Here is a 25819-nt window from a genome sequence, read left to right on the forward strand (position 1 = left end):
CGATGCGGTTGTTTATTGCCGAAAAACCAAGTCTGGCACGTGCTATCGCCGATGTGCTGCCGAAGCCGCATCGCAAAGGCGATGGTTTTATTGAATGCGGAAATGGACAAGTGGTGACCTGGTGTATTGGTCACCTGCTTGAACAGGCGCAGCCGGATGCCTACGACAGTCGTTACGCTCGCTGGAGTCTGGTCGATCTGCCGATTGTCCCGGAAAAGTGGCAACTGCAACCGCGCCCCTCGGTGACCAAACAGCTCAACGTCATTAAGCGCTTTTTGCATGAAGCCAGCGAAGTTATTCACGCCGGTGACCCCGATCGTGAAGGGCAACTGCTGGTGGATGAAGTGCTGGATTACCTGCAACTGGCACCTGAAAAGCGCCAGAAGGTGCAGCGTTGCCTGATTAACGACCTCAACCCACAGGCCGTTGAGCGGGCTATTGAGCGGCTGCGCGCCAACAGTGAGTTTATCCCGCTGTGCGTGTCGGCACTGGCGCGAGCGCGTGCGGACTGGTTGTACGGTATCAATATGACGCGCGCTTACACCATTCTTGGACGTAACGCGGGCTATCAGGGCGTACTTTCGGTCGGGCGCGTACAAACGCCGGTGCTCGGGCTGGTTGTGCGTCGCGATGAAGAGATAGAGAACTTCGTCGCCAAAGACTTCTTCGAAGTGAAAGCGCATATCGTAACGCCCGCCGATGAGCGGTTTACCGCTATCTGGCAGCCGAGCGAAGCGTGTGAGCCGTATCAGGATGAAGAAGGGCGCTTGCTGAATCGCACGCTGGCTGAACACGTGGTGAACCGCATTAACGGTCAACCGGCGATAGTCACCAGTTATAACGATAAACGGGAATCAGAATCCGCGCCGTTGCCGTTCTCGCTGTCGGCGTTGCAGATTGAAGCGGCGAAGCGCTTCGGTTTAAGTGCGCAAAACGTTCTGGATATCTGCCAGAAGCTGTATGAAACCCATAAGTTGATTACCTATCCGCGTTCGGATAGCCGTTATCTGCCGGAAGAACACTTTGCCGGACGTCACGCGGTACTGAACGCGATTAGCGTCCATGCGCCGGATCTGCTCCCGCAGCCGGCGGTCAATCCCGATACGCGAAATCGCTGTTGGGACGACAAAAAAGTGGATGCGCACCACGCCATCATTCCTACCGCACGCAGTTCGTCCATTAACCTGAACGACAACGAAGCGAAAATTTACAACCTGATTGCCCGTCAGTATCTGATGCAATTTTGCGCAGATGCGGTATTCAGGAAGTGCGTTATTGAGCTGGATATCGCCAAAGGTAAGTTTGTCGCCAAAGCGCGTTTTCTGGCGGAAGCCGGATGGCGCACGCTCCTCGGTAACAAAGAGCGCGACGAAGATAACGACGGAACGCCGCTGCCGGTGGTGGCAAAAGATGACGAACTGCTGTGCGAAAAAGGCGAAGTGGTTGAACGTCAGACCCAGCCCCCGCGGCACTTTACCGATGCCACGCTGCTGTCAGCGATGACCGGGATTGCGCGATTCGTGCAGGATAAAGATCTGAAGAAGATCCTGCGCGCAACGGATGGTTTAGGTACGGAAGCGACGCGCGCCGGAATTATCGAGCTGCTGTTTAAGCGCGGGTTCCTGGTGAAAAAAGGACGTTATATCCATTCGACCGATGCGGGAAAAGCGCTGTTCCACTCGCTGCCAGAAATGGCGACGCGCCCGGACATGACCGCGCACTGGGAATCTATCCTGACCCAAATCAGCGAAAAGCAGTGCCGCTATCAGGATTTCATGCAACCGCTGGTGGGGACGCTGTATCAGCTTATCGATCAGGCGCGCAGCACACCGGTACGACGCTTTCGTGGAATTGCTGCACCTGGCGGTAGTGGTAGCGATAAGAAAAAAAGCGCGCCGCGTAAACGTCCGGCGAAAAAAAGCCCGCCATCTGAAGAGGCGGGCCTGTAAGTTTGTAGGCCTGATAAGCATAGCGCATCAGGCTTAGCCGGATGCGGCACCCGTGCCTAATCCGGCCTGCAGAGACAATGTTAAATCACGCCCTGACCCAGCATCGCGTCGGCAACCTTCACGAAGCCCGCGATGTTGGCGCCACGTACGTAGTTGGTCTGCTTGCTTTCGCCGCCGTATTCAACGCAGGCATGGTGAATATCCAGCATGATGTGGTGCAGGCGCGCATCCACTTTCTCCGCTTTCCAGCCCAGACGAGCGGCGTTTTGCGCCATTTCCAGACCGGATGTCGCTACGCCACCGGCGTTGGCGGCTTTACCCGGTGCGAACAGTACGCCCGCTTCGAGGAACAGATCGGTGGCCTCGATAGTGGTCGGCATGTTTGCCCCTTCGGCGACAGCTTTCACGCCGTTGGCGATCAGTACGCGCGCTGCATCGACATCCAGTTCGTTCTGAGTGGCGCACGGCAGGGCGATATCGACCGGAACCGACCACGGCTGTTTTCCTTCCAGATAGGTCAGGCCAAACTCACGGGCGTAATCCGCCACGCGACCGTCACGGCTGTCTTTGATCGCGCACAGACGCGCCAGTTTTTCTTTGGTAAATCCGCTTTCGTCAACTACGGTACCACTGGAATCGGAGGCGGTAACTACTCGCGCGCCAAACTCCATGGCTTTCTCTATGGCGAATTGCGCTACGTTGCCGGAGCCAGAAACCGCCACGCGCATGCCTTCAAAGCCCAGACCATGGCGTTTGAGCATTGCTTCGGTGAAGTACACCAGACCGTAGCCGGTGGCTTCCGGGCGGATCAGGCTGCCGCCAAAAGAGAGACCTTTACCGGTAAAGACGCAGGCGCTGTTGTTGGACAGTTTTTTCATCATCCCGGCCATAAAGCCGACTTCACGACCACCCACGCCGATATCGCCCGCCGGAACGTCGGTATCAGGACCTAAATGGCGGAACAGTTCGGTCATCAGTGCCTGGCAGAAACGCATGATTTCGCCTTCGCTTTTACCTTTCGGATCGAAATCGCTCCCGCCTTTACCTCCGCCCATTGGCAGCGTGGTGAGGGCGTTCTTAAAGGTCTGCTCGAAACCCAGGAATTTCAGGATAGACAGGTTCACGGAAGGGTGAAAACGCATACCGCCTTTGTACGGGCCAATGGCAGAGCTAAACTGTACGCGCCACGCGCGGTTGACCTGTACCTGATTGCGATCGTCCAGCCAAACTACGCGGAACTGGATCACGCGCTCCGGTTCAACCAGACGTTCCAGCAACGACATCTGACGATAACGCGGGTTTTGCTCGAGAAAGGGCCACAGCGTCGTCATTACCTCACGAACGGCTTGCGCGAACTCGGTTTGATTCGGGTCGCGCTTTTGCACATGGTTGAGAAATGACTCCAGAGAACATGTCTGATCCATAGATATAAGAACCTCTTATGTATTGATATGGTTATATTTTTGATATTTATGTTATGTGTTGTGCAGTTTTTGACTATACCATCAGCAGTGTGACGGGACGCAAGAAAAAATTAATCCCGCTAAGTAAATTAATATTGCGCCGTGGGTCATAACCAAAAGCGATGATGGAAGGGACTAAAGTTTCTGCCGATTTATACCGTTATACTGAGCATAAATGTCAGTTAAAAAGGAAAGACAATGCGCCGTTTAATCATGGCAGGAGCGTTGGTACTGGTGTCCTGCGCGACGCTGGCAAATCAGCTTTATCGCCCGGACGTGCAGGTGAATGTACCGCCGGAAGTGTTCAGTTCCAGCGGTCAGCGGGCGCAGCCCTGTAGCCAGTGCTGTATTTATCAGGATCAAAACTACTCTGAAGGGGCGGTGATTAAAGCCGATGGCGTTCTGTTGCAGTGCCAGCGCGATGATAAAACGATCAGCACGAATCCGCTGGTCTGGCGGCGCGTAAAAGGATAAACGTCTCTAACAGCGGGATATCGGCGGGCGCCAGCGGATAACGCAGCGCCTCTTCGGGTGAGCACCAGACGATATCCTGATGTTCAAACGCTCTCAATTCCCCCTGAAAAGACGGTACATGCCAGGCGTGTAGGTGAATCAATCGGCCTGAAACCTCGCGTTGATGACTGGCAATGTAGCGCCCCACGACCGCCTCAATGCCCAACTCTTCACGCAGTTCACGGATCAGCGCCTCGGGCTGACTTTCGCCAGATTCAACCTTACCGCCGGCAAACTCCCACATGCCTGACTGATCCGCATGCAGCGGACGCTGAGCCAGTAAAATTTTGCCATCACGTTCAATGATAGCGGCGACCACGTCGAGGGTTTTCATCATATTCATCAAGATCTAACAGCAGAAAATGACATACTATCGCTATCTTTGTTTTATCTAAAGTATTCAGGAGCCACCGTTGAACGAACCTCAGTCGTGGGTAAAGCCGTTAACGCGTATCCCTTCCAGTTTAAAACCGCTCGTTGCCACGCAGAAAAAACATTATGGCGATGTGCTGCATCCCACGCGTTGGTGGGGGCGGATGCCGTTTCTGTTCTGGCTGGTGGCGCTGTTTGTCGGGTTTCTGGAGCGTAAAAAGGCGCGCTTAACGCCGGTGATGCGTGCGCTGTTGATGACCCGCGTTTCTCAGGTTTGCCACTGTGCTTTCTGTGTTGATGCGAATAGTTTACGGCTGGCAGAACGCTGTGGCGCGCTGGATAAAGTCATGCAGGTTGCCACCTGGCAAGATTCGACGCTGTTCAGTGCAGAAGAGCGCGTAGCGCTGGCCTATGCCGATGCGGTTACCGCAACGCCTCCACAGGTTGACGATGCGCTGAAAGTGCAGATGAAGCAGTATTTTACCGATACCGCGATTACTGAAATGACCGCGCTGATTGCGTTTCAAAATCTCTCGGCGCGTTTTAATGCCGCTCTCGATATTCCCTCGCAGGGACTGTGCGACAGTTTTAAAGGACGCCCGCATGCTTGACCGCCATCTTCATCCACGATTAAAACCGCTGTTGCATCGGTGCGTAGGTATTATCGATAAACCGGCGATTACCCCGGACGGACTTACGTTGGTCGGATTTGCCATTGGCGTGCTGGCGTTGCCATTTCTGGCGTTAGGCTGGTATCTGGCTGCGCTGGTGGCCATTGTGCTCAATCGGTTGTTTGACGGACTGGATGGGGCGCTGGCACGGCGCAGAGGGCTATCCGACGCGGGGGGATTTCTCGATATCTCGCTCGATTTTCTGTTTTACGCCCTTGTGCCGTTTGGCTTTATTCTTGCCGCTCCGGCGCAAAATGCGCTGGCAGGCAGTTGGCTGTTGTTCGCGTTTATTGGCACCGGTAGCAGCTTTCTGGCCTTCGCCGCACTGGCAGCGAAACATCAGATTGATAACCCCGGTTATGCGCATAAATCGTTTTATTATCTGGGCGGGTTGACCGAAGGAACTGAGACAATTTTGCTGTTTGTGTTGGGGTGTCTGTTCCCGGACTATTTTGCCGTGCTGGCGTGGGTCTTTGGCGCGTTGTGCTGGATGACAACGTTCACCCGGATCTGGAGCGGATATCTGACGCTGAAAACCGTTCAGCGTCAGATGTAATGTAATGCGTTGCCGGATGCGCTTCGCTTATCCGGCCTACAACAATGATATAGGTAGCTGGGTAAAGCGTTCTCGCCGCATCCGGCAATAATGCCTGTCTTACTTGCTGGCGTCCGGACCCCGTTCACCGCTGGCGACCGGGTTTTTCGGATTGCTGCTCCACTCGTACCAGCCACCATCGTAAACAGAGACGTTTTTCCAGCCCATTGCACGGGCATACATAAACGTTTCTGAAGCACGCCAGCCGGTACCGCAATAGAAAGAGACCTGTTGATTCGGCAGGATATTCCATTGCTTCCACATGGCGGCGATGTCATCCGCGCTGCGCATGGTGCCATCCGGGTTATGGAAATCTTCCATGTGGGTGGAGTCGCTGCCCGCGTGGCCCCAACGCGCGCCTGCGATCTCACCTTTTGGCTTAATGTAGCTGTAACCGCTGGTGGTACCGACAAATTCTGGCCATGAACGAATGCTCACCAAAGACGCATCCTGGCGATGCAGCAGACCGCGAGCCTGTTCCGTATCGAGCATCAGCTGCGGCTGGGCAGGGATTTTTACGCCGAAATCAGGTTCTGGTTTCACCGTTGGCGGAGTACCACGTTCGACCGGTAAACCTGAGTCGGACCAGGTTTGCCAGCCGCCGTCGAGCAGACGAACATCTTTCACGCCTGCGTACAGCATAATTTGCGCCACGCGCGCGGCGGCATAAACATCGCGGCCATATAAAATCACCGTGGTGTCGTGGCGGATACCGTGTTTCGCCAGCATCGCTTTAAGCTGCTCATCGGAAACTTTATTCCACAGCGGTTCGCTTTCAACTTCATTGGTATCAATGTAGCCCGCGCCGGGGATGTGGCTGAGCAGATACAACTTCGGCGCGCCCCAGGCGGCTTCAATCACTTTCCAGTCACCCGCCGGTTTGGCAGTCACGTCTTTACCCTGCTGAAGATTGTGCAGCCACTGTGGGTAGACCAACTGTTCGAAGTGCGGCAGACGTTGCAGACGCGCAGGATCTGTCAGCGCATCGCTGAGGGTTGAAATCTGGTTAAAGCCAACTTTTTGCAGACGGGATTTAACGGCCTGCATGTCGTTATCACTGCCATACAGCGCCACCGGAGCGTCGGTCTTAAGTTGATGTGACTTAACCCAGGCGCTGAGTTGTTCATCATTCATCTTGTCGAGCCAGGCGGCAGACAGGTTCAGTGCGGAAGGTTCGTGTCCTGAAGGACCATTGAGCGATTGTGGCCAGCCGTTGTAAAAAGCGCTCTGACGGGTATCGATCGCCGCGCCTTGCTTTTGCTGTAACTGGTTGAGGGTGAGCGTCTGTGCTGTTTCAGCAGCCCAGGAAGAAGCGCAAGCGAGCCCTAAAGCCAGTGCCAGCGCGGTCATTTGAGAAACACGTTTCATCGAATAGCCCGACGTTGAAAAAAAGAAGACGACATTCTGTGCCGCCAGTTACGTAAAAACCTTGCGTTAACGCAGCATATCGCCACATTCACGCCCAGTTTTCCATCTGAAATACGCGGCCTGCAGGCGGTACGTCCTGCGCGTCATGTGTCACCTGTACCACCGGGATCCCCAATTTACGCACCTCGGTGAAGACCCATTGGCGAAAGTTATCGCGTAGCGACGCATCCAGCCTGCTAAAGGGTTCATCAAGTAACAGCGCCTGGGGCTGCGCCAGCAGCGCGCGGAGCAGGGCGACCCGCGAACGCTGCCCACCGGAGAGCGAAGCCGGATCGCGTGAATAAAATCCTGCCAGGTCCGCGCGTGCGAGGGCGCTTTCTACCTCATGACGCCTGGCAGGACCTTGCAGTCTGGCGGGTAAGGCTAGCAGTAAATTCTGCCCAACGCTGAAATGGTCAAACAGCAGCGCATCCTGGAACAAAATGCCAATCTGGCGCTGCGCGGTAGGTAACGTATCGATGCGTCGTTCATTAAGCCACAGTTCGCCTGAGGACTGGAACTGGGGAGATAACGCCCCGATCATCCATGAAAAAAGCGAAGATTTCCCGCTGCCGGAAGGTCCCATAATTGTGACAATGTCACTTTTGTTAACCTGAAAATTAACGTCTTTCACCAGCGCTTTCGCGCCCTGGTACAACGAAACGCCTCGTACGGTAAGCATTAGCGGAGTCCTTGTCGAAAGCGGCCGATCCACGCGGCGAGAAAGGCTGCAAGTGCGAAAACGAGCAGTGGTAAAAGCAGCTGCCACAACGCTTGTGTTGCCAGAATGGCACTGCTACCGCCGCTGCTTAATGCCACCGCTTCGGTGGTTAACGTGGGATAGCGTCCGGCACCTAGCCACAGCGTTGGCATATACTGGGCGATACTAACCGAGAAGCCAACCGCGAAGGCAATCAATGCCGGGCGCGCCAGCTGCGGGCATTTCACCAGCCAGAATATCCGCCCCCGCGTCCAGCCTAGAGTTTGCGCAATCAAAATTAATCGTGGGTCAATGCGCTGCCACGCCGGTTTAAGCACAAATAGCATCCAGGGCATCACCCACAGCAGGTGGCCCCAGATAATGGTCGTCATCAGTCCATCTTGTTCGGCATATAACGCCAGCAGATATTGTCCGGTTACCAGCGGTAGCGCAGGCAAAATGAGCGGTAGCCAGACCCAGCGGTGTCCGGTTTGTGGACCCCATTCCAGCCAGGCAAAAAGTATCAGAAGCGCCAGCACGCTGGAAAGGAGCCCCAGTTGCAGGCTATTGCTGAGCGCCTCGTTGTTTAGCGAGGAATAGCTGGCGATAAGCGCCAGTACCAGCGCGCATACCACACCGCTGACGGGCAAAATCTGTACCAGCGGGCGTACGATTGTCATAGATGAAAAATGCTGGCGTTCACCGTTTACTGCCGGAATAGTATGTCGCCAGGTACGCCAGAGCAGATAACCCACCAGCGCGATAACAAGGAGTAACAGCACCAGCAACAGACTGGCAAGTGCGCCTTTCGCCTGCTGTTCGACGTCGCCCTGACTGAGCCACTGCCAGCTCAATACGGCAAGCGTTGGCGGATTGCCGGGGCCAAGAACGATTGCCACATCAACAACGGAGAGTGACCAGGCCACGACTGCCAGCATAGCTTTACCTAATGCCGGGCCGATAGCGGGCAGAACCAGCCAGTTCAGGCATTGCAGTCGGCTGTAACCCAGCGAATCCAGCACGATAACCTGCTGAGAAAGTTGTTTTTCACTCAGCAGGGCCGAGAGAATCCATAACAAAAAAGCGCTCTCTTTCACCGCCAGCGTTACGCCAAGTCCAATGCCGTAGCGGTCCGGCTGTGGGCTGAAGAACGCAAGCCATTGCCAGAGCAGGCCGCCTTCAGCAAAAACCAACAGCACGCTGGTGGCGAAGGCAACGTGCGGAATTGCCAGCAGCCACGGAAGACGCGTATACAGACGTACCCAGCCTGCGCCGGGCCACAAGGCGAGGATCGCCAGCAGCGCGATAATCAGCGCGCCCCCAGCCGCGAGGCCGACGGAAACCAGCGTTGCCAGTAACGCCTGCGGGAGTTGAGGATCGGCAAAGAGCGCCAGCCAGTGTGTGGTACTAAGCGCCGGTGTTATCAGAGACCATGCCGCTGGCGCCAACGGCAGATAAACTGCCGCCATGATGGCCCAGAGTAGCAGAATTAATGCGTACCGTAGCGGCGTAGCCATTCTTGTTCCAGAGCGTTTACCCAGGCTGCATGCGGTTCTGGCAACACGGCAGGGAGCCCCTGTGGGATCCGCGCCAGCAGCGCATCACGCTGTTCGTCAGGCAATTTTTGTGGATCAAGCACCGAAGGATCTCCCCAGATAGCCGGGTCAGCTTTGCGCAGTTGTGCTTCAGGAGAAAGCAGGAAGTTTGCCACGACTTTTGCTCCGGCACTGGCGTGGGCATTCGCCGGAATGGCAACAAAGTGCACGTTGCCGAGCATGCCCTGTGAGAAACCAAAACTGTAGCTGCTTTTAGGCAATTCGCCGCTCGCCACTTTTTGCTGCGCGTGGGCAGGGTTAAAGGTCAATGATAAACGCAGGGTGCCGCTATTGAGCAGTGCATCTATTCGTGCTGGCGTGGGAGGAAAATCTTTGCCTTCACGCCAAAGTACAGGATGCAAGGTATCAAGATACTGCCACAATGGCGCGGTAACTTCGGCGAATGTCGCTGCATCTGGCGCAACTTTCAATGCCTGTGGTTTGGTGGTGAGCGAAATTAGCAACTGCTCAAGAAAAGCCGTTCCGGTAAAGTCTGGCGGGCGTGGATAGGTCACCGTGCCAGGGTGCGTCTGCGCGAATTTAAACAGTGCCTGCGGAGATTGCGGCGGCTGCGCGGTAAGATCGCGCCGGGCAATAAAGGTGAGTTGGGCACCGCCCCACGGTGATTCAGCCCCCTCTGTTGGAACGGAGAAATCTTCGGTCACCGGTTTTTGTGTATCAACATAGCGCCAGTTAGGCAGCGTTTGCGCCCACTGGGTTTGCAGCAGCCCGGCTTCTTTTAGCGTACGGAAGTTTTCGCCGTTAACCCACAGTAAATCGACAGAGCCGCCGGTTTTTCGCCCGGATGCCGCTTCCGTCTGGATGCGTTTTACGGCATCGGCGGCGTCCGCCAGGCGCACGATTTTCAGGTTAATGTCGTAGTGCGTTTTCATCTCGCCGCTAACCCAGTCGAGATACTGGTTAACTGCATTGTCGCCACCCCAGGCGTTGAACCACACCGTTTGACCACGGGCGTCATTTTTGATTTGTTGCCAGCTGGTGTCCTGGGCAAACGTCGCCAGCGGGCAGAGCAACAAACTCAGACACAATAAGCAGTAACGCATAATATCTCCATGGTTAAAAATGGGGGAAGGTCTCAGCTTTTTTTCCGTTGGCGCTCAAGATAAAGGCTTCTCGCTATCGATATCACCACGCTTAGGGCAAACAGGACAAACAGACCCGTCACAAACCAAAATGTGCCGCCGGTTAACAGGCTTCCCGCCCATGAGTAGACGATAGTGGCGGGTAACTGTCCGATGCCGGTGGCGATGAAAAAATGGCGAAAACGAATTGAGGTCAGGCCAGCCGCGTAGCTTACCGGGTCGAACGGCACAAAAGGTAACAGGCGGCAGACCAGAATAGTGTGCTTACCATAGCGCTCGAAAAAAGCGTCCATATTGCTCAGCACCGTTTTTCCGGTCAGCTTTTCCACCGCACCGCGACCTAAAATGCGGGCAATAAAAAAGCACAGCGCCGCACCTGCCATTGCGCTGCTCCAGGATAGTACGCCGCCCCAAAATGCGCCAAACAGCGAGGCATTGGCAAACGTGATCACAAACGCAGGAAGCGGTGCAACGATGGCCTGTAAGATCATCAGGAAGAACGACACCACTGCCGCCTGGGTTCCATAAGAACGAATAAAGTTCTCAAGAGCATGCTGATCGAGTGTGGTAAATGCTGCCAGGCTGCCGTGGAGAAAATCACTCACGCCAGGTATCCATGCCCATGCCATTAGCCCGAGCAGTAGCAGAGCAATCAAACCCGCCCGGTAATAGCGAGTCAGCCGCGCTTTATTCCGTTTTATCATTTACCCGTACACTCATGGTTGGCTGACGGATCGATATGCTTATATCGGGCCCAGGCTTTGGCTGCCTGAACGAGGGTGAATAACGCCAGCCCTGCCACGCTAAGCTTACCGATGAATACCAGGGTAATGCCTTCGCTGGCGAGTTCATGCGACATCAGCGTATAGATAAAGATGCCGGGTAAGGTAGTAAGTGCCGATATTACGGTAAATGACCAGAACGGAATGGCCGTCAGCCCATAGGCGTAATTTTGAATATTATAGGGGAACAGCGGCACGAGCCGGGTCAGGATTAGAAAGTCTACTCCGTTATGGGCAATGCCTTTTTCGATATCCTGAAACGTAGCCGTGTGCCCAACGTATTTCAGTAGTAGATCCCGTCCAAGCCATCGAGCCAGCAAAAACGACAGCGCTGAGGCCACGGTTGCTGCCACTAACGAGATAAGCGTCCCAGCCACGGGGCCAAACAGCACACCGCCGACGATCACCAGGATGCTGCCTGGGATCAGACACAGCGCAGCAACAATAAACAGCAGGATATAAAGCGTATAGCCGAACATACCGCTTTGGCGGATGACGTCTTGTAAATGATGGAAATTGGTTATCAGGTCGCTCAGACCATAATGATGGAAAACTCCCGCCAGAACGCAGAACAGGACCGCGACAATCAGCAGCCGGTATTCTGCCTTATGCGAACTTCTTTTTCATGGGGGTTCTCCTGTAAAACCGAGTGCAATGGAGCATTTTCGTCAGCGAAAAGCGCGCGCGAAGATATAATAAATTCCCGGCCGTAACAATGTATTACCGTCACTTTATTGATTTTGCACAGAATAAACAGACTCTCCAGGCCGGGCCTGGAGAGTAAAAAGACGCAGAAGGTCAGACGCGGAATTTAGCCCATACAGGCGCATGGTCGGACGGTTTTTCCATGCTGCGAATTTCATAGTCGATGCCGGTTTCTTCGCAGCGTTCCGCCAGCGGGTTGCTCGCCAGCAGCAGATCGATACGCAGGCCACGGTTATCGTCAAAGCCTTTTGAGCGATAATCAAACCATGAGAACTGGTCATTCTTTTCAGGATTTGCGTGACGGAAGGTATCCACCAGACCCCAGCCCAGCAGGCGTTCCATCCACTCACGCTCCTCCGGCAGGAAGGAACATTTACCGGTACGCAGCCAGCGTTTACGGTTTTCTTCGCCGATGCCGATATCGAGATCGGTTGGGCTGATATTCATATCGCCCATAATCAATACCGGATTGTCGCGTTTCAGTTCAGTCTCCAGATAGTTTTGCAGGTTCTGATAAAACGCGGCCTTGGCCGGGAATTTGGTTTCATGGTCACGGCTTTCTCCTTGCGGGAAGTAGCCGTTGATCACCGTGATGCTGCCCAGAGGGGACGGAATTTCTGCCATGATGATCCGACGCTGCGCTTCTTCGTCATCGCCTGGGAAGCCACGACGTACCGCAATTGGCGTTTCTTTCGTTAACAGCGCCACGCCGTAATGACCTTTCTGGCCGTGATAAAAGACGTTGTAACCGAGCTTTGCTACCTCTTCGAGAGGGAACATATCGTCGTGGACTTTTGTCTCCTGTAAGCCAATAACATCCGGTTGGTGTTTTTCGACAATGGCTGCCAGTTGATGGGGACGGGCACGCAGGCCGTTGATATTAAAAGAGACAAATTTCATAGTCGCTGCCACTTTGCAAGATGAATAGTGCAAGGATGGTAGCAGAATTTCTGCAGGCTGACTGCTTCTTGTCACCTGATTCCAACAATGATTGCTAATGGTGTTAACGATGGAGCAAAAACTGCACCGTTTTGGCGCGAAGCGCGTCGGAATGGAGCAATAATTTCCGAAAAATTTCGTATACGATCACAATTCCAGAATTATATTTGGCGACTGAATAAAACTGCGTTTTTTCCTCTGTTTAGTCGCCTGATGCGCAAACATATTCACTTTATATGCACATGCAGTGAATATCGCCACGTTGTAACCTGTTGATATTTCGTCATCGACCTCCGTTTATGCACTTTTTTCGCTGGCTGGCACGAACCCTGCAATCTACATTTACACCGCAAACACTATATTTATTAACATATAAATAACCTTTTATTTACCGTTGAGGTCGCTATGTCTCTGTCAATTACGCGTGAAAATTTTGATGAATGGATGATGCCCGTATATGCTCCGGCCCCTTTTATTCCGGTGCGGGGTGAAGGTTCACGTCTGTGGGATCAGCAGGGTAAAGAGTATATCGATTTCGCGGGAGGCATTGCGGTTAACGCGCTGGGTCACGCCCACCCGGCATTGCGCGAGGCATTAAACGACCAGGCGAGCAAATTCTGGCATACGGGAAATGGCTACACCAACGAGCCGGTACTGCGTCTGGCGAAAAAGCTGATTGACGCCACCTTCGCCGAGCGCATTTTCTTCTGTAACTCCGGTGCAGAAGCCAACGAAGCGGCACTAAAACTGGCGCGTAAATATGCCCACGATCGTTTTGGCAGTCAGAAGAGCGGGATTGTAGCGTTTAAAAATGCTTTCCATGGACGCACGCTGTTTACCGTCAGCGCCGGAGGACAGCCTGCCTACTCACAGGATTTCGCGCCGCTGCCGCCGGATATCCGTCATGCCGTATACAACGATCTCGATTCTGCCAGCCAACTGATTGATGACACCACCTGTGCGGTTATCGTGGAGCCTGTGCAGGGTGAAGGCGGTGTGGTACCGGCAACAAAAGCCTTTTTGCAGGGGCTACGTGAGTTATGCGATCGCCATAATGCGCTGCTGATTTTTGATGAAGTTCAGACCGGCGTTGGCCGTACCGGGGAACTGTATGCCTATATGCACTACGGCGTGACGCCGGATCTTCTGACGACAGCAAAAGCGCTGGGCGGTGGTTTCCCCATCGGCGCACTGCTGGCGACAGAGCGTTGCGCCAGCGTGATGACGGTTGGCACACACGGTACAACGTACGGCGGAAACCCGCTGGCTACGGCGGTGGCAGGTAAATTGCTGGAAATTGTGAATACACCGGAAGTGCTCAATGGAGTAAAACAGCGCCACGACTGGTTTGTGGAGCGTATAAACGCCATTAACGAACGTTTTGGACTGTTTAGTGAAATTCGTGGACTCGGACTGCTGATCGGCTGCGTGCTGAACGCGGAATTTGCCGGGAAAGCGAAACTCATCTCGCAAGAAGCGGCTGTTGCCGGGGTGATGGTACTGATCGCTGGCGCTAACGTGGTGCGTTTTGCGCCAGCGCTCAACGTCAGCGAAGAAGAAGTCGCTACCGGACTGGATCGCTTTGCGCTGGCCTGCGAACGCATTAAAGCAGGAGGTTCATCATGATGGTGATTCGTCCCATTGAACGCGCGGATATCACCGCGTTGATGCAGCTTGCCAGTAAGACCGGCGGCGGATTGACCTCGCTACCGGCGAATGAAGCTACGCTGATGGCGCGTATCGAACGTTCACTCCAAACCTGGCGCGGTGAGTTGCCAAAAAGTGAGCAGGGATATGTGTTTGTGCTGGAAGACAGCGCCAGCGGAACCGTGGCGGGAATTTGCGCCATCGAGGTGGCGGTGGGGCTTAACGACCCCTGGTACAACTACCGGGTCGGTACTCTGGTGCACGCGTCGAAAGAGCTGAACGTGTACAACGCGCTGCCGACGCTGTTTCTGAGTAACGATCATACGGGCAGTAGCGAACTTTGCACTCTGTTTCTCGATCCGGACTGGCGTAAAGAGGGCAACGGTTATTTGCTGTCGAAGTCGCGTTTTATGTTTATGGCGGCCTTTCGCGATCGATTCAATGAGAAGGTCGTGGCCGAGATGCGCGGCGTGATCGATGAGCATGGCTACTCTCCGTTCTGGCAAAGCCTCGGCAAACGATTTTTCTCGATGGAGTTTAGCCGGGCGGATTTTCTCTGCGGAACAGGACAGAAAGCCTTTATTGCTGAACTGATGCCCAAGCATCCTATTTATACCCATTTTCTGTCTGATGAAGCGCAAGGCGTGATTGGTCAGGTGCATCCGCAAACGGCCCCGGCGCGGGCGGTGCTGGAGAAAGAAGGATTTCGCTACCGCAACTATGTCGATATTTTCGACGGCGGGCCAACGCTGGAATGCGATATCGACCGGGTTCGGGCTATTCGTAAAAGCAGGCTGGTGGAAGTGGCGGAAGGTCAGCCAGCAACCGGCGATTATCCGGCCTGTCTGGTTGCCAATGAAAACTATCAAAATTTCCGCGTCATGCTGGTTCGCGCAGACCCGGATACCCAACGTCTGGTACTGACGGCGGCGCAACTGGATGCCCTGAAATGCCACGCGGGCGACCATGTACGTTTTGTACGTCTTTGTGCAGAGGAGAAAACAGCATGACACTATGGATAAACGGTGACTGGGTGACGGGTCTGGGCGAGCGTCGGGTGAAAACCAACCCGGTAAGCGGTGATGTGCTGTGGCACGGTAATGATGCAGATGCAATGCAGGTGACGCAAGCGTGCCAGGCCGCACGCGCAGCCTTTGCCGGTTGGGCTAAACAGCCTTTCAGCGCACGCCAGACTATTGTTGAAAAGTTTGCTTTATTGCTGGAAAGCAATAAAGCCGAGCTAACTCAGATTATCGCCAAGGAAACCGGAAAACCTCATTGGGAAGCCGCGACTGAACTGACGGCGATGATCAATAAAATCGCCATCTCCGTCAAAGCTTATCACGCCCGTACCGGTGAGCAGCACAGCGAACTACCGGATGGTGCGGCAACGTTGCGCCATCGCCCACACGGCGTGCTGGCGGTTTTTGGTCCGTATAACTTCCCCGGTCATTTACCCAATGGTCATATTGTTCCGGCATTGCTGGCAGGCAATACGTTGATTTTCAAACCCAGCGAGTTGACGCCGTGGACCGGTGAAGCAGTAACAAAACTGTGGGAGCAGGCGGGGTTGCCGCCGGGCGTGCTGAATCTGGTGCAGGGCGGACGTGAAACGGGGCAGGCGTTGAGTGCGCTGGAAGACCTCGATGGCCTGCTGTTTACCGGCAGTGCGAATACCGGTTATCAGCTGCATAAGCAGTTATCCGGCCAGCCGGAAAAAATCCTTGCCCTGGAGATGGGGGGCAACAACCCGCTGATTATTGAAAATCCGGAGGATATTGATGCCGCGGTGCATCTGACTATTCAATCCGCATTTGTCACCGCCGGACAGCGCTGTACCTGTGCCCGCCGCCTGCTCGTAAAAAAAGGCGCGCAGGGTGATGCGTTCCTGACGCGTCTGGTGGAGGTTAGTCAGCGTTTAGTGCCCGGCAACTGGGATGCACAACCGCAGCCATTTATGGGTGGACTGATTTCCGAACAGGCCGCGCAGCACGTCTATGATGCCTGGCAGCGTCTGGCGTCGTTGGGCGGCCGTACGTTGTTAGCGCCACGTCTGGTAAATGCCGGAACGTCACTGCTGACCCCTGGAATCATCGAACTGACCGGGGCGGGGAACGTACCTGATGAAGAGGTTTTCGGTCCGCTGCTCGGCGTCTGGCGTTATGACAGCTTTGATGATGCGATTCGTCTGGCGAACAATACCCGCTTTGGATTGTCGTGTGGGTTAGTTTCGCCCGATCGCGGCCAGTTTGAACAGCTACTGTTGGAGGCGCGGGCAGGGATCGTCAACTGGAATAAGCCGTTAACCGGCGCTGCGAGTACCGCACCGTTTGGCGGTGTAGGCGCTTCCGGGAACCATCGCGCCAGCGCGTGGTATGCCGCAGATTATTGCGCCTGGCCGATGGCAAGTCTGGAATCCCCGGCCTTAACGCTGCCATCGGCGCTTAGCCCCGGACTGGATTTTTCTCGCGAGGATAAGCTATGAAAGCCCGTGAGGTAAATTTTGATGGTCTGGTGGGGCTAACTCACCACTATGCTGGATTGTCATTTGGTAATGAGGCCTCAACCAAACATCGATTTCAGGTGTCGAACCCGCGTCTGGCGGCAAAGCAAGGTCTGCTAAAGATGAAAGCGCTGGCGGATGCGGGATTTCCTCAGGCGGTGATCCCGCCCCACGAGCGGCCTTATATTCCGGTTCTGCGTCAGTTGGGTTTTAGCGGCAGTGACGAACAGGTGCTGGATAAAGTGGCGCGTCAGGCGCCTCACTGGCTCTCCAGTGCCAGCTCCGCATCGCCTATGTGGGTAGCGAATGCGGCGACGGTTTGCCCTTCGGCAGACTCGCTGGACGGGAAAGTGCATCTGACGGTGGCGAATCTGAATAATAAGTTCCACCGTTCACTGGAAGCGCCTACTACCGAAGCATTGTTACGGGCGATTTTCCGTGATGAGAATAGCTTTGCGGTCCACGGTGCGTTACCCCAGGTTGCGCTATTTGGCGATGAAGGGGCGGCAAACCATAACCGCCTGGGTGGAGATTACGGTGACCCCGGCGTACAGCTATTTGTTTACGGTCGTGAAGAAGGCAATGCATCCCAACCGAAGCGCTATCCGGCAAGGCAATCCCGTGAGGCCAGCGAGGCGGTCGCGCGACTGAATCAGGTCAACCCGCATCAGCGCATTTTTGCTCAGCAAAACCCGGACGTTATCGATCTTGGCGTGTTCCATAACGATGTGATTGCGGTGTCGAATCGCCAGGTGCTGTTTTGTCATCAGCAGGCGTTTGTCAGACAGCAGGCATTGTTAGAGCAGTTGCGCAGTCAGGTGGCAGGTTTTACCCCGCTGGAAGTCCCGACAGCGGAAGTGTCGGTGCAGGATGCCGTGACCACTTATCTGTTTAACAGTCAGTTGCTGAGTCGTAGTGACGGTTCGATGATGCTGGTCCTGCCGCAGGAGTGTCGGGAGCATGCTGGCGTGTGGCGGTATTTGAACCGGCTTCTCGAGGAAGACAATCCGATCGATGACCTGCGGGTATTCGATCTGCGTGAAAGTATGTCCAACGGCGGTGGTCCGGCATGCTTGCGCCTGAGAGTGGTGCTCACTCTGCAGGAACAGCAGGCGGTGAATCCGGCGGTTATCATGAACGACACGCTGTTTAACACGTTGAATAACTGGGTTGACCGTTACTATCGCGATCGTCTTACCGCTGCCGACCTTGCCGACCCACAGCTGTTGCGCGAGGGGCGTGAAGCGCTGGATACGCTGACCCAATTGCTCAACCTCGGCTCAGTGTATCCTTTCCAGCAGGAGGGGATGCGCCATGGATAACTTTCTGGCTATTACGCTCGCAGGCACCACTCCAGAGAAAACGCAAGGAGCCACTCATGGTTTTGACTGGCAGTGGATCGGTCACGGAATTCTGGAACTGACGCCGCTTGCACCCGTTGAACATTCTCTGGTGCTGTCTGCGGGGATCCATGGCAATGAAACAGCGCCGGTAGAGATACTCGATTCATTGCTTTCCAGGCTGTTTAGCGGCGAGCTGACACTGACATGGCGGCTGCTGGTGATTCTGGGAAACCCGCAGGCGCTGGCTGCGGGAAAACGGTATTGTCATAGCGACCTGAATCGTATGTTTGGCGGTCGGTGGCAGATTTTTACCGCAAGTGAAGAAACGCACCGAGCCCATGGGCTTGAGCTGTGTCTGGAAGATTTTTATTCGCGCGCAAAGGAGCCTGTGCGCTGGCATCTGGATCTGCATACCGCGATTCGCGGTTCACAGCATCTGCGCTTTGGCGTATTGCCACAACGCAACGTTGCCTGGGACGAGGATTTCCTTGAATGGCTGGGAGACGCGGGACTGGAAGCGCTGGTTTTCCATCAGACGCCTGGCGGCACGTTCACCCATTTTAGCGGGGAACATTTTGGTGCGTTGGCCTGTACGTTGGAACTGGGTAAAGCGCTGCCGTTTGGACAAAACGATCTCACCCAGTTTGCACAAACGGCAGACGCACTGGAAAAACTGCTGCGGGGTGAACGGGTGTCGACGAGAGAAATATCCCCGCTGCGTTATCGCGTGGTGTCGCAAATCACGCGTCGTAGCAATGATTTCATTCTCCACATGGATAACCAGACGCTAAACTTTACCCCCTTTAAAGAAGGCACCTTGCTGGCGCAGGACGGAGATGAACGTTTTATCGTCACCCATGATGTTGAATACGTTCTCTTTCCCAACCCTAACGTGGCCTGTGGTTTACGTGCCGGATTGATGCTCGAAAAGTTGTGATAAATATATTCGCCCTGCAGGTTTATCCTTTAGGGCTTATTTTTGCGTGCTGTTTTTATTTATTACGGATTATTCCTGGTGAATTGCTTTCTTAATAATCAGGGTTCAGGTATAGTTCTCCATAATCCTTTCAAAATCATCCGGTTGTAATTTTTTATTGCAACTCTGCGCAATTTATTCTTTTTTTCTTCATAATTGATGAAAGTTTGTTTTTTACACTTTCACTGTTTTACCGTTGCTCTGATTAATTGACGCTTAAGCCGGTAAAGTTAATCTCGTCAACACGACATCACATTGCATAAGAGTCGCATGAGTGTCGTAAAAATAACTGAAAGAAAGGATAGAAATTATGCGTAAACTGACTGCTCTGTTTGTTGCCTCTACTCTGGCGCTGGGTGCTGCGAACCTGGCTCATGCTGCTGACACTACAACAGCTGCACCAGCGGATGCTAAACCGATGATGCATCACAACGGCAAATTTGCCCCGCATCACGACATGATGTTTAAAGACCTGAACCTGACTGACGCACAGAAACAGCAGATCCGCGAAATCATGAAAGGCCAGCGCGATCAGATGAAACGTCCGCCGCTGGAAGAACGCCGTGCAATGCACGATATCATCGCCAGCGATAGCTTCGATAAAGCGAAAGCCGAAGCGCAGATTGCGAAGATGGAAGAACAGCGCAAAGCCAACATGCTGGCGCATATGGAAACCCAGAACAAAATTTACAACATTCTTACCCCGGAACAGAAAAAGCAGTTTAATGCCAATTTTGAGAAGCGTCTGACAGAACGTGCAGCGCAGAAAGGTAAAATGCCAGAAGCTGCTGAGTAATCGATCAGCGTCTACACTAAATCATTCACACTGTGTCGCGCTGATTGCCGCACAGTGTGAAACCAAACTCAAGACCGCCGCTCTTGTCCACAACACGTATAACGATGTGGGCAGGATCGGCGGTTTTTTCATTTCTGCCTATTGCACCGGACGCACGACACGCTATTCTCCTGAAGCCCGCGAAAATTCTACCTGGATCAGCGCGTTATTCTTTTTTGCAAAATGCCGGGTTCATCGCTAAGGCAAATCAACTCTGCTGCCGATAACAATAATCTGCAGGGTGAACATAATAATGATGATTTATGGCTGTCTGTTTACGGCAGGCTGCCATGCTGCTCCTTTCTGGAGGGATGATGGAATACTTTGATATCCGCAAAATGCCGGTTAATCTCTGGCGGAATGGTGCGGGAGAAACGCGTGAGATTTGCTGTTTTCCGCCAGCAACACGAGATTTTCACTGGCGGGCGAGTATCGCCTCCATTGCAGCAAACGGTGAATTTTCACTTTTCCCGGGTGTAGAGCGCGTGATTACGCTGCTGGAGGGAGGGGAAGTCACTCTGGAAGAAGCGAACATCTTTACGCATACCCTGAAACAGCATCAACCTTTTACCTTTGCCGGTGACAAGGTGGTAAAAGCAAAGCTGACGGAAGGGCAGATGTCGATGGATTTTAATATCATGACCCGACGAGATGTTTGCCAGGCAAAAGTCAGAGTGGCCGATCGCACCTTTACGACCTTTGGTTCACGCGGCGGCGTGGTGTTTGTTATCAGTGGTGCATGGCAACTGGGCGATAAACTGCTGACGGCCGACCAGGGTGCGAGCTGGCATGACGGCAAACACACATTACGACTGCTGGAACGCGAGGGAAAATTGCTGTTCAGCGAGATTAACTGGATGCCGGGGCATTCTCCGGATGCAGTTCAATAATGTCATATTGACCAGACAGAACAGGCCGGCAGAGAATTTTGTAGCCATCATGGTCAAAGCCTGCTGGCATACGCGCCAGGGTAGTCGCTTCATCCAGCGTTGAAACGGCTCCCAGCCACAGCCAGTTGTTGATGATATGGTACTGTGTCATTTCGGCACCGGTTTCTTGCAAGGCAATGGCATTGCTCCATGGCCAGCAAATCACTTTCACTCTTTCCAGCGCCTCTAGCAGACGCGAGTGATGCGCTTCATGACTCTCTTTCCCGCAGCACGCCCCGGCGCAGCGTTTAAGCGCGGAGCGAAAACAGGCACGCCCGCGACTCAGGGGTTCCAGCCCCAACAGGCCGTAGCACAGCTGCTGTTCATCCGCGAGGTTTTGCAACGCTTGTAGCGCTGCGCGACGATGGGCAAACAGGCCAAACAGATTGGGTGCATGGGAGAAATCAATATCTCGTGCGTAGACAACCTGAACAGTTCGGTCGGTAAGCTGCAAGGCGCAAAGCTGACGATTGCGCCGCAGTCGTTTATTAAACAACGGCTGTTGTTCTTTGATCAACCGCGCTTCCAGCAGCAGGGCACCAATTTCTCCCGCCGTACAAATCCAGCTAATGCGTTTGGCCTGACGCAGCATTGCCGCTTCGTCCGCGGTACGCAGGTGTGCCAGCACGCGGCTGCGAATATTGACGCTTTTACCAATGTAGAGAGGCATAGTGTCGCTTTCACTGTGAAACAGATAGACGCCTGGTGCGGTGGGAAGCGCACTCAAAAATGGGCGCAGGTGTTCTGGATATTCATAGATTGCTGCTGCCTCAAATGTCAGGCGTGGGGCTGATTGACGCCGTACCACTTCTCACTCCGGATGCTGGTTATTCATCCAGTGTAGCAGTTTGAAACCGATTAAAAAAGCGGCATCAGACCAGGGGGAGGGGCCGGACAGCGGTGATCCCAGTGCTATCCGGCGATATGTGATTAAAAAAATTACGCTTTTTTCCAGAAGTCATCAAACACCGTGATCGGTGTGCGACGTTTGTGCTCGGTCTTCAGATACCAGCCTTCAATTTTTTTCGCGATGTCGGCAGCCAGCGTTTTTCCTTCCAGATAATCGTCGATGTTGTCATAGGTGACGCCTAATGCGGCTTCATCCGGCAGAGAAGGGCGATCGTCTTCGAGGTCGGCGGTTGGCGCTTTCTTATATAAATGTTCCGGGCAACCCAGCGCGGCAAGCAGCTGCTTACCCTGACGCTTGTTCAGGCGGAAAATAGGGTTAATGTCAGTACCGCCATCGCCGTATTTGGTGAAAAATCCGGTGATGGCTTCTGCTGCATGATCGGTACCCACGACAACACCGCTGGTCATTCCGGCGATACTGTACTGGGCCTTCATACGTTCACGGGCTTTTTCATTGCCACGGACAAAATCGCTCAGTTCAATACCCGCTTCACGCAGGGCCTGTTCACTGGCCAGTACCGCACCCTTAATATTTACTGTGAGCACGCGGTCAGGTTGGATAAAGGCGATGGCATCCTGACAGTCCTGTTCATCAGCCTGAACGCCATACGGCAGACGTACGGCAATAAACTGCAGCGCGTCATTCCCCGTTTCTTCGCGAAGCTCGGAAATAGCCATCTGGCAAAGTTTTCCCGCGAGCGTTGAGTCCTGTCCGCCGCTTATCCCTAATACCAGTGATTTCAGAAAAGGGTAGGTTTGCAGGTAGGATTTCAAGAAATCCACGCTGCGGCGAATTTCCTCTTCTGCATTAATTTGCGGTTTTGCGCCAAGCGCCTGGATTATCTCTTGCTGCAGAGTCATTTAACCCCCTCCGAAAAATGAAATGATCAAAAAAATGATGTGTTAAAGCTAACGCGTTGGGACCCAAACGACAAGGGATGCAGGCCTGATCTAACATCATTTTGTTTTAATAGAATTTTCCGAAACGACCTAAGTATCATCTGATTGCTTGAAAAATGTGTTGTTGTGCTCCAGGCTTATATAACACGCTGAAATACAAGAGGACGGAATATGAACAAGAACCTAACAGGAATTCTAAGCGCAGCGGCTGTTTTGACTATGCTGGCAGGATGTACGGCCTACGATCGCACCAAAGACCAATTTGTTCAGCCCGTGGTGAAAGATGTGAAGAAAGGGATGAGCCGGGCGCAGGTGGCGCAGATTGCCGGTAAACCTTCTTCTGAAGTCAGCATGATTCATGCGCGAGGGACATGCCAGACCTACATCTTGGGTCAACGAGATGGTAAAGCTGAAACCTATTTTGTTGCTTTAGACGACACCGGACATGTGATTAACTCCGGTTACCAGACCTGCGCAGAGTACGACACTGACCCGCAGGCGGCGAAGAAGTAACAACTGCTTATTGCCTGAGCTCTCTGGAAAACCGGCCATCGTGCCGGTTTTTTTGTGCCGAACGATCTTATTTATTGCTGCGAATTATTTGCCCGAAATGTGAGGGGGGTCATAACGATAGGTCAAGGAGAGACAATTTAGTTGGTCAAGGAAATACCATCCACCGGTGCAATCCCGTATACTCATTTCAGCCACCTAAAAAAGTAATTTAGCTGACGCAAGTTACCCAGAGCATGGATGCAGGTTATGGCTTGCGGAGTGTCTGGTTGACAGATAATCGCACATGAGGATCGTTTTAATGGAAAAGAAACACATTTATCTGTTTTGTTCTGCGGGCATGTCGACTTCATTGTTGGTTTCGAAGATGCGTGCTCAGGCCGAAAAATACGAAGTACCGGTTATTATTGAAGCATTTCCTGAAACGCTGGCCGGAGAAAAAGGTCCTGTCGCCGATGTCGTGTTATTAGGTCCACAAATTGCTTATATGTTGCCCGAAATTCAGCGTTTGTTACCCAACAAGCCTGTGGAAGTGATTGACTCGCTGCTGTATGGCAAAGTCGATGGTTTAGGCGTGCTTAAGGCTGCTGTTGCAGCAATTAAAAAAGCCGCAGCAAATTAATTATTTTATTTTAATTTTTCCCGTCAAAGAGTTATTTCATTAACATTCACCGCAATTTTTAATTGCGGTATTTAAGGGTATTTTTCTATGAGTAACGCTATTGCTTCACTTGAAAAGGTACTCCTTCCTTTTGCTGTAAAAATTGGAAAGCAGCCACACGTTAATGCAATCAAGAACGGCTTTATTCGTTTAATGCCGTTAACCCTCGCAGGGGCCATGTTTGTATTAATCAATAACGTTTTCCTGAGCTTTGGGGAGGGGTCGTTTTTTTATTCAATGGGCATTCGACTTGATGCTTCAACTATTGAAACTTTGAATAGCTTGAAAGGCATTGGTGGAAACGTCTATAACGGTACGCTGGGTATCATGTCATTGATGGCACCGTTCTTTATCGGCATGGCGCTGGCAGAAGAACGTAAAGTCGACTCACTGGCTGCCGGGCTGTTATCCGTCGCCGCGTTTATGACCGTAACGCCTTATAGCGTGGGTGAAGCCTATGCCGTTGGCGCGAACTGGCTCGGCGGTGCCAATATTATTTCCGGTATTATTATCGGCCTGGTGGTCGCGGAAATGTTCACTTTTGTGGTCCATCGTAATTGGGTGATTAAATTACCTGATAGCGTACCGACGTCCGTATCGCGTTCCTTCTCTGCGTTGATTCCTGGCTTCCTTATTCTCTCCATTATGGGGATCATCGCCTGGGCGCTGAACACCTGGGGTACCAACTTCCACCAGATCATTATGGATTCCATTTCAACGCCGCTGGCATCGTTGGGCAGCGTGGTGGGCTGGGCCTACGTGATTTTTGTTCCGCTGCTGTGGTTCTTCGGTATTCACGGTTCACTGGCGCTGACTGCGCTGGACAGCGGTATCATGACGCCATGGGCGCTGGAAAACATCTCTATCTACCAACAGTTTGGTTCCGTAGACGCCGCGCTGGAAGCCGGTAAGACGTTCCACGTCTGGGCGAAGCCGATGCTCGACTCCTATATTTTCCTTGGGGGTAGTGGGGCAACGCTGGGTCTGATTATCGCTATCTTCCTGGCATCGCGTCGTCCTGACTATCGTCAGGTTGCTAAACTGGCACTGCCGTCAGGTCTGTTCCAGATTAACGAACCTATCCTGTTCGGTCTGCCGATCATCATGAACCCGGTGATGTTTATCCCGTTCATTCTGGTGCAACCGATTCTGGCGGCGATTACGCTGGCAGCTTACTACTCAGGCATTATTCCACCGATTACCAACATTGCACCGTGGACTATGCCAACCGGTTTGGGCGCGTTCTTTAACACCAACGGTAGCGTCGCTGCTCTGCTGGTCGCGCTGTTCAACCTCGGTATCGCAACGCTGGTTTACCTGCCGTTCGTAGTGGTAGCCAACAAAGCGCAGAATGTTATTGACCAAGAAGAAAGCGAAGAAGATATCGCTAACGCATTAAAATTCTAAATTTAATCCGGCATGGCTTTACGGTCATGCCGGACTGAACCAGAGGAAAAAAGTATGTTGGATATCGAGAATATCGTCGACACGCAGTCAGAAGCAGAAGAACTTGAAGAAGTGGTGATGGGCCTCATCATCAACTCAGGTCAGGCGCGTAGCCTGGCGTACGGGGCACTCAAAATGGCCAAGCAAGGTGATTTTGAGTCGGCCAGGGCCATGATGGACCAGTCTCGTCTGGCGCTGAACGAAGCGCACCTCGTGCAAACGAAATTGATTGAAGGCGATCAGGGCGAAGGTAAAATGAAAGTTAGCCTGGTGCTGGTCCACGCGCAGGACCATCTGATGACATCAATGCTGGCGCGTGAGCTGGTGACTGAACTGATTGAGCTTCACGAAAAGCTGAAATAGCGA

General features: G+C 53.3%; 26 protein-coding genes. 15 read left to right on the plus strand and 11 right to left on the minus strand.

Annotation, left to right across the window (positions count from 1 at the left end; genetic code table 11):
* The first annotated feature begins 2 nt into the window (after positions 1 to 2).
* Positions 3 to 1949, plus strand: a complete 1947-nt coding sequence (gene topB, locus OGY33_RS20055; RefSeq protein ID WP_032934436.1) for a DNA topoisomerase III — start codon at positions 3 to 5, stop codon at positions 1947 to 1949.
* A gap of 80 nt (positions 1950 to 2029) precedes the next feature.
* Here the strand turns inward: topB and gdhA are convergent, their stop codons facing one another.
* Positions 2030 to 3373, minus strand: a complete 1344-nt coding sequence (gdhA, locus tag OGY33_RS20060) for an NADP-specific glutamate dehydrogenase (protein ID WP_003832501.1) — start codon at positions 3371 to 3373, stop codon at positions 2030 to 2032.
* A gap of 252 nt (positions 3374 to 3625) precedes the next feature.
* Between gdhA and OGY33_RS20065 the strand changes: the two genes are divergently transcribed.
* Positions 3626 to 3886 (plus strand): YnjH family protein, encoded by a 261-nt coding sequence (locus tag OGY33_RS20065; RefSeq protein ID WP_171846094.1) that lies wholly within the window; start codon positions 3626 to 3628, stop codon positions 3884 to 3886.
* Here the strand turns inward: OGY33_RS20065 and OGY33_RS20070 are convergent.
* The gene (locus OGY33_RS20070) at positions 3846 to 4259 is read right to left on the minus strand and encodes a pyrimidine (deoxy)nucleoside triphosphate diphosphatase (RefSeq protein WP_048216321.1); all 414 of its coding nucleotides are present in this window, start codon (positions 4257 to 4259) and stop codon (positions 3846 to 3848) included. The genes OGY33_RS20065 and OGY33_RS20070 overlap by 41 nt on opposite strands.
* 79 nt (positions 4260 to 4338) lie before the next feature.
* Here OGY33_RS20070 and OGY33_RS20075 point away from each other — a divergent pair, with 79 nt between their 5' ends.
* Together OGY33_RS20075 and OGY33_RS20080 are read left to right on the plus strand one after the other, a co-directional pair.
* On the plus strand, positions 4339 to 4908 hold the full coding sequence (locus OGY33_RS20075; protein ID WP_136391779.1) for a carboxymuconolactone decarboxylase family protein: 570 nt from the start codon (positions 4339 to 4341) through the stop codon (positions 4906 to 4908).
* Positions 4901 to 5524 (plus strand): CDP-alcohol phosphatidyltransferase family protein, encoded by a 624-nt coding sequence (locus tag OGY33_RS20080; RefSeq protein WP_048214353.1) that lies wholly within the window; start codon positions 4901 to 4903, stop codon positions 5522 to 5524. The genes OGY33_RS20075 and OGY33_RS20080 overlap by 8 nt, the downstream gene beginning before the upstream one ends.
* A gap of 99 nt (positions 5525 to 5623) precedes the next feature.
* Here the strand turns inward: OGY33_RS20080 and OGY33_RS20085 are convergent, their stop codons facing one another.
* From OGY33_RS20085 to xthA, 7 genes are all read right to left on the minus strand, one after another.
* Positions 5624 to 6931, minus strand: a complete 1308-nt coding sequence (locus OGY33_RS20085) for a sulfurtransferase (RefSeq protein WP_168978345.1) — start codon at positions 6929 to 6931, stop codon at positions 5624 to 5626.
* 88 nt (positions 6932 to 7019) lie between these two features.
* Positions 7020 to 7652, minus strand: a complete 633-nt coding sequence (locus OGY33_RS20090) for an ATP-binding cassette domain-containing protein (protein WP_191238590.1) — start codon at positions 7650 to 7652, stop codon at positions 7020 to 7022.
* Positions 7652 to 9187, minus strand: coding sequence for an ABC transporter permease family protein (locus OGY33_RS20095; protein ID WP_048214350.1), 1536 nt, complete (start codon positions 9185 to 9187; stop codon positions 7652 to 7654). Before OGY33_RS20095 ends, OGY33_RS20090 begins: the two co-directional genes overlap by 1 nt.
* Complete coding sequence (locus OGY33_RS20100; RefSeq protein WP_286572210.1) at positions 9160 to 10329, minus strand: ABC transporter substrate-binding protein; 1170 nt, start codon at positions 10327 to 10329, stop codon at positions 9160 to 9162. Before OGY33_RS20100 ends, OGY33_RS20095 begins: the two co-directional genes overlap by 28 nt.
* A gap of 32 nt (positions 10330 to 10361) precedes the next feature.
* Positions 10362 to 11072, minus strand: a complete 711-nt coding sequence (locus OGY33_RS20105) for a TVP38/TMEM64 family protein (RefSeq protein ID WP_191238588.1) — start codon at positions 11070 to 11072, stop codon at positions 10362 to 10364.
* Positions 11069 to 11725, minus strand: coding sequence for a TVP38/TMEM64 family protein (locus OGY33_RS20110; RefSeq protein WP_191239024.1), 657 nt, complete (start codon positions 11723 to 11725; stop codon positions 11069 to 11071). Before OGY33_RS20110 ends, OGY33_RS20105 begins: the two co-directional genes overlap by 4 nt.
* A gap of 223 nt (positions 11726 to 11948) precedes the next feature.
* A complete protein-coding gene (gene xthA / locus OGY33_RS20115; RefSeq protein ID WP_048214346.1) occupies positions 11949 to 12755 on the minus strand; it encodes an exodeoxyribonuclease III in 807 nt (268 codons plus the stop codon).
* A 444-nt stretch (positions 12756 to 13199) separates the two neighbouring features.
* Between xthA and astC the strand changes: the two genes are divergently transcribed.
* From astC to ves, 7 genes are all read left to right on the plus strand, one after another.
* Positions 13200 to 14420 (plus strand): succinylornithine/acetylornithine transaminase, encoded by a 1221-nt coding sequence (astC, locus tag OGY33_RS20120; protein WP_048214345.1) that lies wholly within the window; start codon positions 13200 to 13202, stop codon positions 14418 to 14420.
* The gene (astA, locus tag OGY33_RS20125; protein ID WP_048214344.1) at positions 14417 to 15451 is read left to right on the plus strand and encodes an arginine N-succinyltransferase; all 1035 of its coding nucleotides are present in this window, start codon (positions 14417 to 14419) and stop codon (positions 15449 to 15451) included. The genes astC and astA overlap by 4 nt, the downstream gene beginning before the upstream one ends.
* On the plus strand, positions 15448 to 16926 hold the full coding sequence (astD, locus tag OGY33_RS20130) for a succinylglutamate-semialdehyde dehydrogenase (protein WP_103014595.1): 1479 nt from the start codon (positions 15448 to 15450) through the stop codon (positions 16924 to 16926). The genes astA and astD overlap by 4 nt, the downstream gene beginning before the upstream one ends.
* On the plus strand, positions 16923 to 18266 hold the full coding sequence (gene astB, locus OGY33_RS20135) for an N-succinylarginine dihydrolase (protein WP_149607148.1): 1344 nt from the start codon (positions 16923 to 16925) through the stop codon (positions 18264 to 18266). Before astD ends, astB begins: the two co-directional genes overlap by 4 nt.
* Positions 18259 to 19224, plus strand: a complete 966-nt coding sequence (astE, locus tag OGY33_RS20140; RefSeq protein ID WP_149607149.1) for a succinylglutamate desuccinylase — start codon at positions 18259 to 18261, stop codon at positions 19222 to 19224. Before astB ends, astE begins: the two co-directional genes overlap by 8 nt.
* Before the next feature lie 349 nt (positions 19225 to 19573).
* Entirely contained in the window at positions 19574 to 20059 is a 486-nt protein-coding gene (gene spy / locus OGY33_RS20145; RefSeq protein WP_003832537.1) for an ATP-independent periplasmic protein-refolding chaperone Spy, read from the plus strand.
* 353 nt (positions 20060 to 20412) lie between these two features.
* Positions 20413 to 20988 (plus strand): environmental stress-induced protein Ves, encoded by a 576-nt coding sequence (gene ves, locus OGY33_RS20150; RefSeq protein ID WP_032943147.1) that lies wholly within the window; start codon positions 20413 to 20415, stop codon positions 20986 to 20988.
* On the opposite strand, the gene cho is transcribed toward ves, so the two are convergent.
* Positions 20948 to 21835, minus strand: a complete 888-nt coding sequence (cho, locus tag OGY33_RS20155; RefSeq protein ID WP_048226765.1) for an excinuclease Cho — start codon at positions 21833 to 21835, stop codon at positions 20948 to 20950. The genes ves and cho overlap by 41 nt on opposite strands.
* 131 nt (positions 21836 to 21966) lie before the next feature.
* Positions 21967 to 22797 (minus strand): NAD(+) synthase, encoded by an 831-nt coding sequence (gene nadE / locus OGY33_RS20160; protein WP_032943150.1) that lies wholly within the window; start codon positions 22795 to 22797, stop codon positions 21967 to 21969.
* Positions 22798 to 23007: 210 nt separating this feature from the next.
* Here nadE and osmE point away from each other — a divergent pair, with 210 nt between their 5' ends.
* From osmE to chbA, 4 genes are all read left to right on the plus strand, one after another.
* The gene (gene osmE / locus OGY33_RS20165) at positions 23008 to 23349 is read left to right on the plus strand and encodes an osmotically-inducible lipoprotein OsmE (RefSeq protein ID WP_003030621.1); all 342 of its coding nucleotides are present in this window, start codon (positions 23008 to 23010) and stop codon (positions 23347 to 23349) included.
* A 298-nt stretch (positions 23350 to 23647) separates the two neighbouring features.
* Complete coding sequence (gene chbB, locus OGY33_RS20170; protein WP_003832547.1) at positions 23648 to 23968, plus strand: PTS N,N'-diacetylchitobiose transporter subunit IIB; 321 nt, start codon at positions 23648 to 23650, stop codon at positions 23966 to 23968.
* A gap of 87 nt (positions 23969 to 24055) precedes the next feature.
* Entirely contained in the window at positions 24056 to 25414 is a 1359-nt protein-coding gene (gene chbC / locus OGY33_RS20175; protein ID WP_006684840.1) for a PTS N,N'-diacetylchitobiose transporter subunit IIC, read from the plus strand.
* Positions 25415 to 25468: 54 nt separating this feature from the next.
* Positions 25469 to 25816: a PTS N,N'-diacetylchitobiose transporter subunit IIA gene (gene chbA, locus OGY33_RS20180; RefSeq protein ID WP_048214339.1), complete on the plus strand. Its 348-nt coding sequence runs from the start codon at positions 25469 to 25471 to the stop codon at positions 25814 to 25816.
* The last annotated feature ends 3 nt before the right edge of the window (positions 25817 to 25819 follow it).

Source organism: Citrobacter sp. Cpo032 (assembly GCF_030332975.1).
Classification (GTDB): Bacteria; Pseudomonadota; Gammaproteobacteria; order Enterobacterales; family Enterobacteriaceae; genus Citrobacter; species Citrobacter portucalensis.